This is a genomic window from Enterobacter cloacae complex sp. HYC033_NIDB, from assembly GCF_056673335.1.
Map to the genome: position 1 here is coordinate 4,269,100 of NZ_CP115123.1, position 15,516 is coordinate 4,284,615.

Sequence of the window (15,516 nt, forward strand, 5' to 3'; positions counted from 1 at the left end):
GTTAAGTGATTTACTCTGCTTCATCTAACCAGACTAACAGAATCGCCTCCAGAATTTTTTCATTGGATGCGTTTGGATCGTCGTCGAAATCTTCCAGATCGCAAATCCACTGATGCATGTCGGTGAATCGTACGGTCTTCGGATCGAGATCCGGGTTCGCGTCGTAGAGCGCTTCGCCGATTTCACGGCTGTCTGTCCACTTCAGTCCCATATCAATGCTCGCGTGCGTGGTTGATGGTGTAGCGTGGGAACTCCACGACCAGATCTTCATCGGTCACCGCAGCCTGGCAGCTTAAGCGGCTGTCTGGCTCCAGACCCCATGCTTTATCCAGCATGTCGTCTTCGTCTTCGGTGCTCTCGGCGAGAGAATCAAAACCTTCGCGCACGATGCAGTGGCACGTTGTGCAGGCACAGGATTTTTCACAGGCGTGTTCCACTTCGATACCTGCACGCAGGGCTACATCGAGAATGGTTTCACCGGTCTTCGCTTCCAGAACTGCGCCATCCGGACAGAGGTCCGCATGAGGCAAAATAACAATCTTTGGCATATTAAACCTCGTCCACGGACTGGCCTTTCAGCGCGACGCGGACAGATTTGTCCATGCGGCGAGCAGCGAAGTCCTGGGTTTGTTTATCAACGTTTTTAATGGCTTCTTCTATTGCGTCAGCGTCATTGCCTTCGGCGACTACGCTTAAGCGCGCGGCAGCGTCGTCAATGACCTGGCGCTCAGCGGCGCTTAACAGCGCGGCATCGGCAGCGAGCGCACCGTTCAGGCTTTCCAGCACGCGGGCGGCTTCCACTTTTTGTTCGGCCAGCATACGCGCCTTCACATCCTGCTCGGCGTAGCTCATTGAGTCCTGAATCATGGAGGCGATTTCGCCATCGGTCAGGCCGTAGGACGGCTTCACCTGGATGGACGATTCCACGCCGGTCGATTTTTCCATCGCCGTGACGCTCAGCAGGCCGTCCGCATCCACCTGGAAGGTGACGCGAATATGCGCCCCGCCCGCTGGCAGCGCCGGAATGCCGCGCAGCGCAAAGCGCGCCAGAGAGCGGCAGTCCTGCACCAGCTCGCGCTCGCCCTGCATCACGTGGATGGACATCGCGGTCTGGCCGTCTTTGAAGGTGGTAAACTCCTGCGCGCGCGCCACCGGAATGGTGGTGTTACGCGGAATGACTTTCTCCACCAGGCCGCCCATGGTTTCTAAACCCAGAGACAGCGGGATGACGTCCAGCAGCAGCATTTCGCTGTCCGGCTTGTTGCCGACCAGAATATCGGCCTGGATTGCGGCCCCCACGGCAACCACTTTGTCCGGGTCGATGGAGGTCAGCGGCGTGCGGCCAAAGAATTCGCCCACGCGCTCGCGCACCAGCGGCACGCGGGTCGAACCGCCCACCATAACAACTTCCAGCACCTCGTTAGCCTCAACGCCCGCATCTTTCAGCGCGCGACGGCAGGCCATCAGGGTGCGTTTAACCAGAGGCGCAATCAGTTCGCTGAACTGGTCGCGGGTGATGTCACCCTGCCAGCCCGCAACGTTTACGGTAACCGTCTGCGCATCGCTCAGCGCGATTTTGGCGTCGATGGCCGCATCCAGCAGTTCACGCTGCACGCGCGCATCGCTGCGATCGCTGATGCCCGCCTGCTCGCGAATGTAGTCCGCCAGCAGATGGTCGAAGTCATCACCGCCCAGTGCGGAATCCCCGCCGGTCGCCAGCACTTCAAACACCCCGCGGCTTAAGCGCAGGATGGAGATATCAAACGTCCCGCCGCCGAGATCGTAAACCGCAATCACCCCTTCCTGACCGGAATCGAGGCCGTAGGCAATGGCCGCCGCCGTCGGTTCGTTCAGCAGACGCAACACGTGCAGGCCCGCCAGACGCGCGGCGTCTTTTGTGCCCTGACGCTGTGCATCGTCGAAGTAGGCCGGAACGGTGATTACCACGCCGTCCAGATCGCCGCCGAGCGTCGCCGTGGCGCGTGCCGCCAGCGCTTTAAGGATGTCAGCAGAAACGCGAATCGGGTTCAGCAGACCGGCCGCGGTCGCGATCATCGGCAGGCCGTTTTCGCTGGCCTGAAGCTGATACGGCAGATGCGGGTAACGGGTCTGGATATCAGCCAGCGAGCGGCCCATCATGCGCTTAACCGAGCTGATGGTATTGGCCGGATCGCGCGCGGCGTTAGCGCGGGCATCAAACCCGACCGCGTGACCCTGCTGCTGGTAGTGGACCACGGAAGGCAGCAGATGGCGCCCCTGCTCGTCAGCCAGCGTTTCCGCCTGGCCGCTACGCACGGTCGCCAAGAGAGAATTGGTGGTGCCCAGATCAATACCTACCGCCAGACGACGCTGGTGCGGTGCGGCGCTTAAGCCAGGCTCACTAATTTGTAATAAGGCCATAATTGCTTCCGAAATTAAAAATCGAGCAGCTTTTCTTCGAGTTGTTCAGCACTGCTTCGCAGTTTATCGAGAAAACGGAGTTTGCGCACAGTGTCTGCCGCCACGTCCCAGGTCTCGTTGTTCAGTTGCTCCACCATCTGCTGATGGCGGGTATCGAACATGCCCTTTACGCGCGTGATAAAGCTTTCCAGACGCGCTTCGTCTTTAGCCTGTTCAATTTCATCCAGCTCTTCGCGTAGCTCCAGCTGTTCCATCAGAAAGGCGGTGTCGCGCACGGTATGCTGTTCGCTCGCCAGATCGAAACCGTGGAGCGAGAGCAGATATTCTGCACGCGCCAGCGGATGACGCAGCGTTTGCCAGGCCTGGTTGATGGTTGCGGAGTGTGATACCGCGGCCAGCTGCTCTGCCTGCGTTCCGCTGGCGAATTTATCCGGATGGTACTGACGCTGTAGATCCTGAAAACGGACCGTCAGCGCCTGGAGATCGATCGGGTATTGAGCGGGTAGTCCGAAGAGAGTGAAGTAATCCATAACAATCTCAGGGGTAGCCTGTTAGAACAAACCCCACGCGTAGCAAAGCCACGGTGGGGTTTCGGATGACGCGCGGTTAAACGTGGAAGCTTTCGCCGCAACCACACTCGTCTTTGACGTTCGGGTTCGTGAATTTGAACCCTTCGTTCAGGCCTTCTTTAACGAAGTCCAGCTGAGTGCCGTTGAGAAATTGCAGGCTTTTGCCATCGACCACCACCTTCACGCCTTTGTCTTCAAATACGGTGTCATCAGACGCCGGTTCGTCAACAAACTCCAGTACGTAAGCCATACCAGAACAGCCGGAGGTACGTACGCCCAGTCGCAGGCCAAAGCCTTTACCACGGTTCGCCAGAAAAGAGCTTACTCGCGCGGCAGCGCTGTCGCTAAGGGTAATCGACATACTCAAACCTCAATTATTTTGCTTCACGTTTACTTTTGTAATCCGCAATGGCGGCTTTGATCGCGTCTTCTGCCAGAATTGAGCAGTGAATTTTCACCGGCGGCAGTTCGAGTTCTTCAGCAATATCCGTGTTCTTGATTGCCTGTGCTTCGTCCAGAGACTTGCCCTTCACCCATTCGGTGACTAGGGAACTGGAGGCGATAGCTGAACCGCAGCCGTAGGTCTTGAAGCGCGCGTCTTCAATGATACCTTCATTGTTGACTTTAATCTGCAACTTCATCACGTCGCCACACGCTGGCGCGCCAACCATGCCGCTACCGACAGATTCATCGCTGTTGTCAAAAGAGCCAACGTTGCGCGGGTTCTCGTAATGATCGATAACTTTTTCGCTGTATGCCATGATTGAATTCTCCTTATGTACCGATTAGTGATGTGACCATTCAATGCTGTTCAGATCCACGCCCTGCTTGAACATTTCCCACAGTGGAGAAAGGTCGCGCAGACGGCCGATGGAGTTACGAACCAGCTTGATGGTGTAGTCAATCTCTTCTTCGGTAGTAAAACGACCTAAAGAGAAACGGATAGAGCTGTGTGCCAGCTCGTCAGTCATGCCCAGCGCACGCAGCACGTAGGATGGCTCCAGGCTTGCAGACGTACAGGCAGAACCGGAAGAAACGGCCAGGTCTTTCAGCGCCATGATCAGCGACTCGCCTTCAACATAGTTGAAGCTGACGTTGAGGATGTTTGGTGCGCCCTGCTCGAGATCGCCGTTCAGATACACTTCTTCCATATCTTTCACGCCGTCCCACAGACGGTTACGCAGCGTACGCAGGCGTGCCATCTCGGTTTCCATCTCTTCTTTCGCGATGCGATACGCTTCGCCCATGCCCACGATCTGGTGAACAGGCAGCGTACCGGAACGCATGCCGCGCTCGTGACCGCCGCCGTGCATCTGTGCTTCGATGCGGATACGTGGCTTACGACGAACGTACAGCGCGCCAATACCTTTCGGACCATAAATTTTGTGACCGGAGAAGGACATCAGGTCCACTTTCAGCTGGCTCAGGTCGATAGGCAGTTTGCCCACGCTCTGGGTCGCATCCACGTGGTAGATGATGCCGCGCGCACGGCACATTTCGCCGATGGTTGCGATGTCCTGCACAACGCCGATTTCGTTGTTAACGTGCATGATGGAAACCAGAATGGTGTCATCGCGCATCGCCGCTTCGAGCTCTTTCAGGTCGATGATCCCGTTGCTCTGCGGCGCCAGGTAAGTTACTTCGAACCCTTCACGCTCCAGCTGACGGCAGGTGTCCAGCACGGCTTTGTGTTCGGTTTTGCTGGTAATGATGTGCTTGCCTTTTTTCTGATAAAAGTTGGCTGCACCTTTGATCGCCAGGTTGTCGGATTCGGTCGCACCGGAGGTGAAAACAATTTCACGCGGGTCGGCACCGACCAGGTCAGCAATCTGATTACGGGCGATATCAACCGCCTCTTCAGCATGCCAGCCAAAACGGTGTGAACGGGAAGCTGGGTTACCAAAGTTTCCGTCCAGGGTCAGACACTGCATCATTTTCTCGGCAACACGCGGGTCCACCGGCGTGGTTGCGGAGTAATCGAGATAAATCGGTAATTTCATTGCTCTATAAACTCCGTACATCGCTTCAATGCAAGGAATCAGGCAACCGGCTGGATGTACGACCGAGTACGCGGGGTGTGACCACCCCGGCCTGATTCTGAATACTTATCTTTTTAATTACGCGCGCAGTTTAACGTCGATGGCGTCCTGCGAACGGGTGCTGCGCTGTGAATCCTGACTATGCTGACGACCAGAGACATCCAGAACTTCCTGGTTATTAACCAGTTCACCCAGGGTGATGTTATTCAGGAAGCCGGTCAGACGGTCGCTCAGATCGCGCCAAAGCGCGTGGGTCAGGCATTTATCGCCGCCCTGACAGCCGCCTTTACCCTGGCAACGGGTCGCGTCAACGGATTCGTCAACCGCGCTAATCACTTCGCCAACCGCAATACTGCCCGCGTCTTTACCCAGCAGATAACCGCCGCCCGGGCCACGAACGCTGGACACCAGTCCATTTTTACGCAGTCTGGAGAACAGCTGTTCCAGGTAAGAGAGGGAGATCCCTTGTCGTTCAGAAATATCAGCCAACGGAACCGGGCCCGCTTCGGAGTTGAGCGCAACGTCCAGCATCGCGGTCACGGCATAACGCCCTTTAGATGTCAGTCTCATGTCTTACTTAACCTCAAACTCGCCCCTGCCCGGGGTTTTTTATTGTAAAATGGGGGTATTGCATAGCAGGGCCAAGTCTGACATTCCTGACTAAATTGGTCAACTATTTACTTGACTGTTTTAGTCAGGTATTTAACCTTCTGTGCCGTATTTTTTGCCCGGCGGCGCTGCGCTTGCACGGGCCTACGGGCTTTGTAGGCCGGGTAAGCGCAGCGCCACCCGGCGAACACACTGCACTACTCTTTATTCTTCTGCTCAATCGACGCCAGAATCCCGCGCAGGATGTTCAGCTCCTGGCTTTCCGGACGCGCGCGGGTGAACATACGGCGCAGCTTGTTCATCACCTGGCCCGGGTGGCCTTCACGGATAAAGCCGGTTGAGAGCAGCGTCTGCTCCAGATGACCGTAGAAGCGCTCGAGGTCGTCCACCAGCGGGTAGGCCGTCTCTTCTTTAGGTTCCACCGGTTTCTCCTGCGTCGCCAGCCATGCCATGCGCACTTCGTAGGCAATCACCTGCACCGCCATCGCCAGATTCAGCGAGCTGTATTCCGGGTTGGCGGCAATCGCCACGTGATAGTGGCACTTCTGTAATTCCTCGTTGGTCAGGCCAACGCGTTCACGGCCAAACACCAGTGCAACCGGCGCCTGTTCCGCTTCTGAGATGCTTTTCAGGCCGCATTCGCGCGGGTCCAGCATCGGCCAGGGCAGCGTACGGGAGCGCGCGCTGGTGCCCACCACCAGGCTGCAACCGGCCAGGGCTTCATCCAGGGTGTCCACGATCTGCGCATTCCCGATCACGTCGCTGGCGCCGGCCGCCAGAGCAATAGCCTGAGAGTCTGGTTTCACCAGCGGATTCACCAGCCACAGGTTCGTTAAGCCCATGGTTTTCATAGCGCGGGCCACAGAGCCCATGTTGCCGGTGTGCGATGTTTCGACCAGCACGATTCGAATGTTTTGCAGCATAATTTTTAGATGTCTGGATTCAGTGTCTGAAGAATATTCGGGCATATTATCATAAACGAGAGACATAATCCGATCCCGCTGCTATACTCTGCGCCGATTTTCCTGTTCTTTAACATCCAGTGAGAGAGACCGATGCATCCGATGCTGACCATCGCCGTGCGCGCAGCGCGCAAGGCGGGTAATGTAATTGCCAAACACTACGAAACCCCAGACTCCGTAGAAACCAGCCAGAAAGGCAGCAATGATTTCGTGACGAACGTCGATAAAGCCGCAGAAGCGATTATTATCGAAACGATCCGCAAATCTTACCCGCAGCACACCATCATCACCGAAGAAAGCGGTGAACATGAAGGTACCGATCAGGATGTTCAATGGGTTATCGATCCACTGGATGGCACCACCAACTTCGTCAAACGCCTGCCACACTTCTCTGTGTCTATCGCAGTACGCATCAAAGGCCGTACTGAAGTCGCCGTTGTTTACGATCCAATGCGTAACGAACTGTTCACCGCGACCCGCGGTCAGGGCGCGCAGCTGAACGGCTACCGTCTGCGTTGCAGCAATGCACGCGATCTGGACGGCACGATTCTGGCGACCGGCTTCCCGTTCAAGGCGAAGCAGCACGCAACCACTTATATGAATATCCTGGGCAAGCTGTTCACCGAATGCGCGGACTTCCGTCGCACCGGCTCTGCTGCACTGGATCTGGCCTACGTGGCGACCGGCCGCGTTGACGGTTACTTTGAGCTGTCACTGAAGCCGTGGGACTTTGCGGCGGGCGAGCTGATCGCTCGTGAAGCTGGCGCGATTGTTTGCGACTTCACCGGCGGCCATAACTATATGTCTACCGGCAACATCGTTGCAGGAAACCCGCGCGTTGTTAAAGCCATGCTGGCAAACATGCGTGATGAACTGAGCGATGCGCTGAAGCGTTAATTCAGTCTGTTAAGCCCGGTGGCGCTACGTTTACCGGGCTTACAACACGCCTCAGATACGGCTAGAAAGGCCGCAACCCCCTTCCCACCGGCACCGCGCTCATCCACATCGTAACCGCAGCCACCAGCAGAATCACCCCGCCCGCCAGCGCAAGCGTTGTCCAGCCAACCTGTCGCCACAATACCGGCGTTTTATTGCCGCTGAGTTTGACCGCCAGCTGACGGAAGCTGTGTACCAGCAACGCTAAAGACGAAATGGTGAGAGACGTTCCTGCCGCCATCGCCAGCGCGGACAGCATGCCCCAGCCAAACACGCCAATAACCTTACTGAACAGCAGAACCATGATCGCACCCGAGCACGGACGCATCCCCATTGAGAGAACAATCATCAGGCGCGCACGCCAGTCGTCACCGTTCTGTAATTGCTCCTGCGTCGGCAGGTGCTGATGCCCGCACCCGCAGTTTTCATGGTGAACGTGATGCGGCGTAAAGGCTTTGAATTTTGGTTTTCGCAGCAACGCGCGCAATTTTTTCAGCGCCCGCCAGCAGAGGATCAGCCCCAGCACGCCTACCAGCGCGTAACTCCCCTTTTCCAGCCAGAAGCTGCTCATATGCAGCTGGCGGGCCGGCAGCTGTAGCAGCGAAAGGACGACCACGACCAGCGCAATCGCCACACCGCCCTGAAGTAAAGAGGATGCCAGCGTCAGGCCGATACTCGATTTCAGCTTCGATGGATGCGTGGCAAGCCAGGTCGTGATAACGATTTTGCCGTGCCCCGGTCCCAGGGCATGCAGCACGCCATAGATAAAGCTGAACGCCAGAAGAGCGCCGCCCGCTTTGGTCGGATTTTCCGCCACGGCTTTCAGCAGACCGCTCATCTGCTGATTAACTTCCCGCTGCCAGAGGATGCTTTTCACCATCACCTGCGGCCATGCCTGCCACAGCCAGAGCGCGCCGCCAACCGCTAACAACAAAAAAAGCGCCAGAGGCCAGAGGTGCAGCCAGCGACGCGGCTAACTGACGGGAGAGGAGATCACTGACATTGTAACGTCACCTCCTGCGCAAACTGTTTACCCAATTCCATGTCTTCAGGGGGCGCATCGTCTTTATCAAGAGAAACGGCAAAGTTCAGCGTCTCTTCGCTGGGTTTCGGGGTGTGCACGGCAATTTTGCAGCTTTTTTGCAGCGCGTCCGGCAACCGTACGTCGCTGTCATTGTCATAGCGCATGTCGACATAGTAGGTTGGGTCAAACGTGGAAAACATTTACTTCTGCCCGGCCAGCGGTTGAGGGTGCGCCAGCGGAAGGATAAAGGTCAGCACCGCCTGATGTCCGTCGCGGGTCATGTCGTACTCCGTGGGACGGTTAAGAAATTTCACCTTTTGTCCGTTGTGCCAGAACTCGGTGAAGTAGTGCTGACCCAGCACGTTGGCCATCACTTCCGCCGCCAGCTTTTTCCAGATCTCATCGCCAGGCTTTGCGTTTCCGGCATCGTACAGCAGGTCGGCGGAGGTGATTTCATCCATCGTCCAGCGCATCTTCAGGCCACTGAGCTGCGTGCCGTCCGTCACCAGTTCGGTTTTCAGGCTGATAAAACTGTGAGGATGTGCGCCGGCGGCGAAAGTGAAAACCGCCAAAAATAACGCTACCGCGCTTTGTTTAACTATTTGCATCTGTTCCTCACGTCAAAAATTCTGTGATGTTCGCCAGCAATCCTGAGTGAAAGGCCTGCCGGTGCGCTTTTCAGCGCCCATCCTTTAGCTATTCTTATCAAACATTCACACTGGATACCCGACAGATGATGACGACGCTTGAAATTCCATCTGTGCTTTCCAGTTCGCAGCGCCGCTGCCAGGTGCTTTTGATGCTTTACCTGCCCGATGCTGCCGTCACCGCACAGAGCATAATCGCTGCCAACGGCGTGGACGACGTCATGGCACGGCAAGATATAGCCGAGACGCGCGATGAAATCCAGCGCTATCATCGCCTTGATATCGTCACGCACCATGATGGCTGCTACCGAATTGAGGGGTCCGCCCTTAATCAACGTTTGTGCCTGCTGCACTGGCTGCGCAGGGCGCTTCGGCTGTGTCCACATTTTGTCGCCCAACAGTTTACCCCTGCCTTAAAAACCGCGCTTAAACAGCACGGCATTGCCCGCCCGCTTTATGACGATGCGAACCTTCGGGCGCTTATCAACTTTTGTGCGCGCAAGCTTCAGCGCCAGTTTGAGTCCCGCGACGTACAGTTTTTACAGCTTTATCTGCAATATTGTCTGATTCAGCATCATCTGGGCAATACGCCAGAGTTTTCGCCCGTTCAGCGCAGCTGGACGCAGTCCCGAGGGGAATACTTTACGGCGCAGGAAATTGTCCGCCACTGGAAACGGCGCGTCCCGCAGGGAACGCACAGCGATGAACAGCTGTTCCTGGCACTGCTGTTTATGATGCTTCGCACACCCGACCCGGTGATGGATAAACACCAGCAGGATCAGCGCCTGCGTCGCGCCATCGTGCGTATGATTGCCCGTTTCCGGGCGCAAACCGGGATGAACTTCAGCGATGAGCAAGGGCTGACCGATCAGCTTTATATTCATCTGGCTCAGGCGCTGGACCGCTCCTTATTTGACATCGGCATCGACAACAGCCTGCCGGAAGAGATCCACCGTTTATACCCCCGGCTGCTGCGCACCACTAAAGAGGCGCTGTTTGAGCTGGAAGCCGAATTTGGTCTGCGATTCTCCGGTGAAGAGATGGCTCTGGTGGCGGTGATTTTTGGTGCCTGGCTGATGCAGGAGACCGACCTGCATGAAAAACAGGTGGTCCTGTTAACGGGGGAAGATAAAGCCTGCGAAGCGTTAATTGAGCAGCAGCTTCGCGAGCTGACGCTGCTGCCGCTCAATATTCGTTATCTTAGCCTGGAGGCGTTTAAGAAGGAGGGCGCCCCCCGCGAGGCGGCGCTGGTCATTACGCCTTATCCAACCGCCCTGCCGCTGTTCTCGCCGCCGCTCATTCATGCCGTTGAGGCCCTGAACACGCAGCAGCAGGAACATATTCGCGTTATGCTCGAATCATAGTTACGAGCGAGCAGCCACCTTTGGGCGGATGACGATGGCAGGTAAAGCGACCAGCGCCATCACCCAGAACACACTGTGCCCCAGGTGCTGATAGAGGAAACCGGCAAATACGGTCATCACCGCAATACTGCCGCCCATCGCCACCGCTGAATAGACCGCCTGAAGACGAATAACGTCCCCACCCTCTCGCGCCGCGATGTAGCGCATCGCCGCCAGATGGCACACGGTGAAGGTTCCGCAGTGCAGAATTTGCGCCACAATCAGCCACGGCAGCTCAGTCGTCCAGCCCATGATGCCCCAGCGCACCACGCCGCAAACGGCGGAAAGCAGCAGCAGGTCACGCGCCCCGAAACGACGGAAAAGTTTTTGGCTCAGCGCGAAGATAATGACCTCCGCCACCACGCCGAGCGACCACAGGTAGCCTACCGCAGAAGCCGAGTAGCCCGCCCCCTGCCAGTAGATGGCGCTGAAGCCGTAATAGGCCGCATGTGCCCCCTGGAGCAGACAGACGCAGGCCAGGAAACGCCAGCTTTGCGCCACCAGCGAGCGCCAGGCGGGCCAGCCGGCGCTCTCCTGATGGCGGCTTTCGCCCTGCGGCATTACCGACGGACGCAGCAACATACCGAGCAGCATCGAGGCGATGCCGAGCGTTAACAGCGCCAGAATGGCACGATAGTCATAGAGGCTGACCAGCTTCCCGACCAGCGCAGAGCCGATCACGAAGGCAATCGATCCCCACAGGCGCACGCGGCCATAGTCCATGGTGATCTGCTTTTGCCAGGTGTTCGCCAGGGCATCCGTCAGCGGCACCAGCGGGGAGAAGAACAGATTAAAGCCAACCATTACCACCATCAGCCAGGCAAACTGATGGCTGACCCAGAAGCAGGCCGCAAAGACCAGCGTCAGCAGGGCCAGAATTCGCACCGCTTTAATCAGTAAGGAGGGATCGCTGACGCGGGGCGCAATCAGCAGGCTACCCAGGAAACGTGCCACCAGCCCCGCGCCCAGCAGGATGCCAATGGTCTCAGGCGTCAGACCAATTCCCTTGAGCCAGACGCTCCAGAAAGGCAAAAAAATACCGTAACTAAAGAAATAGGTGAAATAGCTGAGCGCCAGCCAGCGCGTGGAATGCAAGACCATGAATCCCTCCCGAAATGGAGGCGATAGTCTGGCGTTAATCCCTGACTTTAGCAAGTCGTTAGCGCGCTATAAATTAACGATAAATTAACATCATGGACAGCTGGTCGGCGTATGGCGAGAGCGGCAAAATTGTATTACGTTTAAAGAACATCGCCTGAAGAGGTCGTTTGCCATGAACAGCTTACGTTATTTCGATTTCGGCTCCTCTCGTTCTTTCCTGCTTTTAATTGCCCGCATTGCTATTGTGGTCCTGTTTATTATTTTCGGTTATCCCAAGCTGACGGGGTTTAGCGGCACCGTTCAGTATATGACGTCGCTCGGCGCCCCCATGCCCATGCTGGCCGCCATTGTTGCGGTGGTGATGGAAGTCCCCGCCGCGATTCTGATCGTGCTGGGCTTTTTCACCCGCCCCCTCGCGGTGATCTTTGTCTTCTATACGCTGGGAACAGCGGTGATTGGTCACCACTACTGGGATATGACGGGCGATGCGGTTCTGCCAAATATGATTAACTTCTACAAAAATGTGAGTATCGCTGGCGGCTTTATTTTGCTGGCGATTACCGGGCCGGGGGCCATCTCCCTCGACCGACGTTAGCCCATAAAAAAAGGCCGCATGAGCGGCCTTTTTCAGTTCTGCGACGCAGAGAATTATGCGTACACTGGGAAGCGTGCGCAGATGTCCAGAACTTTACCTTTAACGCGCTCGATAACCGCGTCGTCATTGATGTTGTCCAGAACGTCACACATCCAGCCCGCCAGCTCTTTCACTTCCGCTTCTTTAAAGCCACGGCGAGTTACGGCCGGAGAACCGATACGGATACCGGAAGTCACGAACGGGCTCTTCGGATCGTTTGGCACGCTGTTTTTGTTGACGGTAATGTTGGCGCGGCCGAGGGCTGCGTCAGCTTCTTTACCGGTCAGGTTCTTATCAACCAGGTCCAGCAGGAACAGGTGGTTTTCAGTCCCGCCAGAGACCACTTTGTAGCCACGGTTCAGGAACACTTCCACCATCGCTTTGGCGTTTTTAGCAACCTGCTGCTGATAAACCTTGAACTCTGGCTCCATCGCTTCTTTCAGCGCGACGGCTTTCGCGGCGATAACGTGCATCAGCGGGCCGCCCTGGGCGCTTGGGAACACGGCGGAGTTCAGCTTTTTGTACAGCTCTTCGTCACCGCCTTTCGCCAGGATCAGGCCACCGCGTGGACCCGCCAGGGTTTTGTGGGTAGTGGTGGTTACAACGTGCGCATGTGGAACCGGGTTCGGGTAAACGCCTGCCGCAATCAGACCGGCAACGTGCGCCATGTCGACGAACAGGTACGCGCCGATGCTGTCAGCGATTTCACGCATTTTTGCCCAGTCAACGATGCCGGAGTAAGCAGAGAAGCCACCGATGATCATCTTCGGCTTGTGCTCTTTGGCCTGCTTCGCCATGTCTTCGTAGTCAATTTTGCCGGACTCATCAATACCGTAAGGGATGATGTTGTAAAGTTTGCCGGAGAAGTTAACCGGGGAGCCGTGAGTCAGGTGGCCGCCCTGCGCCAGGTTCATACCCAGAACGGTATCGCCCGGCTGCAACAGCGCGGTGTAAACAGCGAAGTTAGCCTGAGAGCCAGAGTGCGGCTGGACGTTCGCGTAGTCAGCGCCAAAGAGTTCTTTCGCACGGTCAATCGCCAGCTGCTCGACGATATCAACGTATTCGCAACCGCCGTAGTAGCGCTTGCCCGGATAACCTTCAGCATATTTGTTGGTCAGCTGAGAACCCTGCGCCTGCATTACGCGCGGGCTGGTGTAGTTTTCGGAGGCGATCAGTTCGATGTGCTCTTCCTGACGTACTTTTTCCTGCTCCATAGCCTGCCACAGTTCGGCATCATAATCGGCAATGTTCATTTCACGCTTTAACATCCGCATCTCCTGACTCAGCTAACAAGTAAATTTTTGGCCTGAAAAGGCAGTCCTGTTGGACGACGGGCAACAGTATAACTGAATAGTTCTGCGATAACAGGTCTTGACAAACGATTTTACGCAAACGTTTACCTCCACGCCACGCAAGGGTTTGAGCAATAAAGCTCTCGCCATTTTCAACGGATTTCTTTTCAGCTTTGTGATGCATATTTTTCACGATGCAAAGAACCATTTACATTGCAGGGGTATTTTTATAAGATGCATATAAAATACATCATTAAAGTAACATCAGAAGGAAGCTGCTATGCTCGACGCCCAAACCATCGCTACCGTGAAAGCCACAATCCCCCTGCTGGTTGAAACGGGTCCTAAACTGACCGCCCATTTCTACGATCGCATGTTCGCGCATAACCCGGAGCTCAAAGAGATTTTCAACATGAGCAACCAGCGTAACGGCGATCAGCGCGAAGCGCTGTTTAACGCTATTGCCGCCTATGCCAGCAACATCGAAAACCTGGCGGCTCTGCTGCCTGCGGTGGAAAAAATCGCCCAGAAGCACACCAGCTTCCAGATCAAACCTGAGCAGTACAACATCGTCGGCAGTCATCTGCTGGCAACCCTGGACGAAATGTTCAGCCCGGGCCAGGAAGTACTGGATGCCTGGGGTAAGGCCTATGGCGTACTGGCAAACGTATTCATCAACCGTGAAGCGCAGATCTACAGCGAAAACGCCAGCAAGAATGGCGGCTGGGAAGGCACGCGCGCCTTCCGCATCGTTGAGAAAACCCCGCGCAGCGCACTGATCACCAGCTTTGAGTTTGAGCCAGTGGACGGTCAGCCGGTTGCCGATTACCAGCCGGGCCAGTATCTGGGCGTCTGGCTGAAGCCTGAAGGCTTCCCGCACCAGGAGATTCGCCAGTACTCCCTGACCCGCAAGCCAGACGGCAAAGGCTATCGCATTGCGGTTAAACGTGAGGAAGGCGGTCAGGTATCCAACTGGCTGCATAACGAAGCCAGCGTGGGCGACGTGGTCCATCTGGCGGCACCGGCGGGCGATTTCTTTATGGCCGTTGAAACGAATACCCCGGTGACGTTGATCTCCGCAGGCGTAGGTCAGACGCCAATGCTGGCAATGCTGGATACGCTGGCGAAAGCAAACCACAGCGCGCAGGTTAACTGGTTCCACGCGGCGGAGAACGGTGATGTGCACGCCTTTGCGGATGAAGTCAAAGCGCTCGGAGCGACCCTGCCGCGTTTCACCGCGCATACCTGGTATCGCCTGCCGACGGAGGCAGACCGCGCAGCGGCTCGTTTCGACAGCGAAGGCCTGATGAATTTAGGGCAGCATGAAGGGGCGTTCAGCGCACCGGGGATGCAGTTCTACGTTTGTGGGCCAGTAGCGTTTATGCAGTATGCCGCGAAGCAGCTGGTAGACCTGGGCGTGAATAAAGACAACATTCATTACGAATGTTTCGGCCCGCATAAAGTGCTGTAATCGCCCGGCGGCGCTGCGCTTGCACGGGCCTACGAAGGGTTTTGTAGGCCGGGTACGCGCAGCGCCACCCGGCAAGAATGTTAAATCGCCGCGTCGTCTTCTTCGCCGGTACGGATACGGATCACACGCGCCACGTCAAAGACGAAGATTTTCCCGTCGCCAATTTTGCCGGTCTGCGCCGTGCGGATGATGGTGTCCACACAGGTATCGACGATATCATCGCTCACCACGATCTCGATTTTCACTTTCGGCAGAAAGTCCACCATGTACTCTGCGCCACGGTATAGCTCGGTGTGGCCCTTCTGACGACCAAAACCTTTTACTTCAGTTACGGTCATCCCGGTGATGCCTACTTCTGCCAGCGCTTCACGTACATCATCCAGTTTGAAAGGTTTAATAATCGCATCAATCTTTTTCATGGTGGGTCCT

At 56.3% G+C, this 15,516-nt stretch carries 17 protein-coding genes and 1 pseudogene; 4 read left to right on the top strand and 14 right to left on the bottom strand.

The annotated features are described in order from the left end of the window. Positions 1-10 precede the first annotated feature (10 nt). The 9 genes from iscX to trmJ form a co-directional block, all read right to left on the bottom strand. Positions 11-211 carry a Fe-S cluster assembly protein IscX gene (gene iscX, locus O1721_RS20380; protein WP_003860650.1) on the bottom strand — a complete coding sequence of 67 codons (201 nt, stop codon included), beginning with the start codon at positions 209-211 and terminating at the stop codon, positions 11-13. Between the two features lies 1 nt (position 212). Next, entirely contained in the window at positions 213-548 is a 336-nt protein-coding gene (fdx, locus tag O1721_RS20385) for an ISC system 2Fe-2S type ferredoxin (protein ID WP_003860652.1), read from the bottom strand. A 1-nt stretch (position 549) separates the two neighbouring features. Then, complete coding sequence (gene hscA, locus O1721_RS20390) at positions 550-2,400, bottom strand: Fe-S protein assembly chaperone HscA (protein ID WP_032668555.1); 1,851 nt, start codon at positions 2,398-2,400, stop codon at positions 550-552. 14 nt (positions 2,401-2,414) lie between these two features. Continuing rightward, positions 2,415-2,930, bottom strand: coding sequence for a co-chaperone HscB (gene hscB / locus O1721_RS20395; RefSeq protein ID WP_003860657.1), 516 nt, complete (start codon positions 2,928-2,930; stop codon positions 2,415-2,417). A 76-nt stretch (positions 2,931-3,006) separates the two neighbouring features. Beyond that, on the bottom strand, positions 3,007-3,330 hold the full coding sequence (iscA, locus tag O1721_RS20400) for an iron-sulfur cluster assembly protein IscA (protein WP_003860659.1): 324 nt from the start codon (positions 3,328-3,330) through the stop codon (positions 3,007-3,009). A gap of 13 nt (positions 3,331-3,343) precedes the next feature. After that, a complete protein-coding gene (gene iscU, locus O1721_RS20405; protein ID WP_003860661.1) occupies positions 3,344-3,730 on the bottom strand; it encodes a Fe-S cluster assembly scaffold IscU in 387 nt (128 codons plus the stop codon). Positions 3,731-3,754: 24 nt separating this feature from the next. After that, positions 3,755-4,969 (bottom strand): cysteine desulfurase, encoded by a 1,215-nt coding sequence (gene iscS, locus O1721_RS20410; RefSeq protein WP_003860663.1) that lies wholly within the window; start codon positions 4,967-4,969, stop codon positions 3,755-3,757. Positions 4,970-5,086: 117 nt separating this feature from the next. Beyond that, entirely contained in the window at positions 5,087-5,578 is a 492-nt protein-coding gene (gene iscR, locus O1721_RS20415) for a Fe-S cluster assembly transcriptional regulator IscR (protein WP_022649018.1), read from the bottom strand. A gap of 236 nt (positions 5,579-5,814) precedes the next feature. After that, a complete protein-coding gene (gene trmJ, locus O1721_RS20420) occupies positions 5,815-6,540 on the bottom strand; it encodes a tRNA (cytosine(32)/uridine(32)-2'-O)-methyltransferase TrmJ (protein ID WP_015572157.1) in 726 nt (241 codons plus the stop codon). A gap of 132 nt (positions 6,541-6,672) precedes the next feature. On the opposite strand from trmJ, the gene suhB reads away from it, so the two are divergent. After that, on the top strand, positions 6,673-7,476 hold the full coding sequence (gene suhB, locus O1721_RS20425; protein WP_003860668.1) for an inositol-1-monophosphatase: 804 nt from the start codon (positions 6,673-6,675) through the stop codon (positions 7,474-7,476). 61 nt (positions 7,477-7,537) lie between these two features. Here suhB and O1721_RS20430 read toward each other — a convergent pair whose 3' ends face one another. Both O1721_RS20430 and O1721_RS20435 read right to left on the bottom strand, forming a co-directional pair. After that, positions 7,538-8,476, bottom strand: coding sequence for a nickel/cobalt transporter (locus tag O1721_RS20430; protein ID WP_087654037.1), 939 nt, complete (start codon positions 8,474-8,476; stop codon positions 7,538-7,540). A gap of 32 nt (positions 8,477-8,508) precedes the next feature. After that, positions 8,509-9,147, bottom strand: a pseudogene (locus O1721_RS20435) (DUF1007 family protein). Between the two features lie 125 nt (positions 9,148-9,272). Between O1721_RS20435 and csiE the strand changes: the two are divergent. Further along, positions 9,273-10,550: a stationary phase inducible protein CsiE gene (gene csiE, locus O1721_RS20440; RefSeq protein ID WP_032649100.1), complete on the top strand. Its 1,278-nt coding sequence runs from the start codon at positions 9,273-9,275 to the stop codon at positions 10,548-10,550. Here csiE and O1721_RS20445 read toward each other — a convergent pair whose 3' ends face one another. Further along, positions 10,551-11,690, bottom strand: coding sequence for a 3-phenylpropionate MFS transporter (locus O1721_RS20445; RefSeq protein WP_032649103.1), 1,140 nt, complete (start codon positions 11,688-11,690; stop codon positions 10,551-10,553). Between the two features lie 172 nt (positions 11,691-11,862). Between O1721_RS20445 and O1721_RS20450 the strand changes: the two genes are divergently transcribed. Then, positions 11,863-12,285, top strand: coding sequence for a DoxX family protein (locus O1721_RS20450; protein ID WP_032649105.1), 423 nt, complete (start codon positions 11,863-11,865; stop codon positions 12,283-12,285). A gap of 53 nt (positions 12,286-12,338) precedes the next feature. Here the strand turns inward: O1721_RS20450 and glyA are convergent, their stop codons facing one another. Then, positions 12,339-13,592: a serine hydroxymethyltransferase gene (gene glyA, locus O1721_RS20455; RefSeq protein ID WP_003860678.1), complete on the bottom strand. Its 1,254-nt coding sequence runs from the start codon at positions 13,590-13,592 to the stop codon at positions 12,339-12,341. A gap of 304 nt (positions 13,593-13,896) precedes the next feature. Here glyA and hmpA point away from each other — a divergent pair, with 304 nt between their 5' ends. Further along, the gene (gene hmpA / locus O1721_RS20460; protein WP_023304225.1) at positions 13,897-15,087 is read left to right on the top strand and encodes an NO-inducible flavohemoprotein; all 1,191 of its coding nucleotides are present in this window, start codon (positions 13,897-13,899) and stop codon (positions 15,085-15,087) included. A gap of 80 nt (positions 15,088-15,167) precedes the next feature. Here hmpA and glnB read toward each other — a convergent pair whose 3' ends face one another. Beyond that, complete coding sequence (gene glnB, locus O1721_RS20465; RefSeq protein ID WP_003860685.1) at positions 15,168-15,506, bottom strand: nitrogen regulatory protein P-II; 339 nt, start codon at positions 15,504-15,506, stop codon at positions 15,168-15,170. Positions 15,507-15,516 lie beyond the last annotated feature (10 nt).

Excerpts from the sequence above, each read along its gene's own strand:
- iscX (WP_003860650.1), bottom strand. The coding sequence starts at position 211 with ATGGGACTGAAGTGGACAGACAGCCGTGAAATCGGCGAAGCGCTCTAC.
- glnB (WP_003860685.1), bottom strand. The coding sequence starts at position 15,506 with ATGAAAAAGATTGATGCGATTATTAAACCTTTCAAACTGGATGATGTA.
- suhB (WP_003860668.1), top strand. The coding sequence starts at position 6,673 with ATGCATCCGATGCTGACCATCGCCGTGCGCGCAGCGCGCAAGGCGGGT.
- fdx (WP_003860652.1), bottom strand. The coding sequence starts at position 548 with ATGCCAAAGATTGTTATTTTGCCTCATGCGGACCTCTGTCCGGATGGC.
- iscA (WP_003860659.1), bottom strand. The coding sequence starts at position 3,330 with ATGTCGATTACCCTTAGCGACAGCGCTGCCGCGCGAGTAAGCTCTTTT.
- hscB (WP_003860657.1), bottom strand. The coding sequence starts at position 2,930 with ATGGATTACTTCACTCTCTTCGGACTACCCGCTCAATACCCGATCGAT.
- hmpA (WP_023304225.1), top strand. The coding sequence starts at position 13,897 with ATGCTCGACGCCCAAACCATCGCTACCGTGAAAGCCACAATCCCCCTG.
- glyA (WP_003860678.1), bottom strand. The coding sequence starts at position 13,592 with ATGTTAAAGCGTGAAATGAACATTGCCGATTATGATGCCGAACTGTGG.
- iscR (WP_022649018.1), bottom strand. The coding sequence starts at position 5,578 with ATGAGACTGACATCTAAAGGGCGTTATGCCGTGACCGCGATGCTGGAC.
- O1721_RS20445 (WP_032649103.1), bottom strand. The coding sequence starts at position 11,690 with ATGGTCTTGCATTCCACGCGCTGGCTGGCGCTCAGCTATTTCACCTAT.
- iscS (WP_003860663.1), bottom strand. The coding sequence starts at position 4,969 with ATGAAATTACCGATTTATCTCGATTACTCCGCAACCACGCCGGTGGAC.
- csiE (WP_032649100.1), top strand. The coding sequence starts at position 9,273 with ATGATGACGACGCTTGAAATTCCATCTGTGCTTTCCAGTTCGCAGCGC.
- iscU (WP_003860661.1), bottom strand. The coding sequence starts at position 3,730 with ATGGCATACAGCGAAAAAGTTATCGATCATTACGAGAACCCGCGCAAC.
- trmJ (WP_015572157.1), bottom strand. The coding sequence starts at position 6,540 with ATGCTGCAAAACATTCGAATCGTGCTGGTCGAAACATCGCACACCGGC.
- hscA (WP_032668555.1), bottom strand. The coding sequence starts at position 2,400 with ATGGCCTTATTACAAATTAGTGAGCCTGGCTTAAGCGCCGCACCGCAC.
- O1721_RS20450 (WP_032649105.1), top strand. The coding sequence starts at position 11,863 with ATGAACAGCTTACGTTATTTCGATTTCGGCTCCTCTCGTTCTTTCCTG.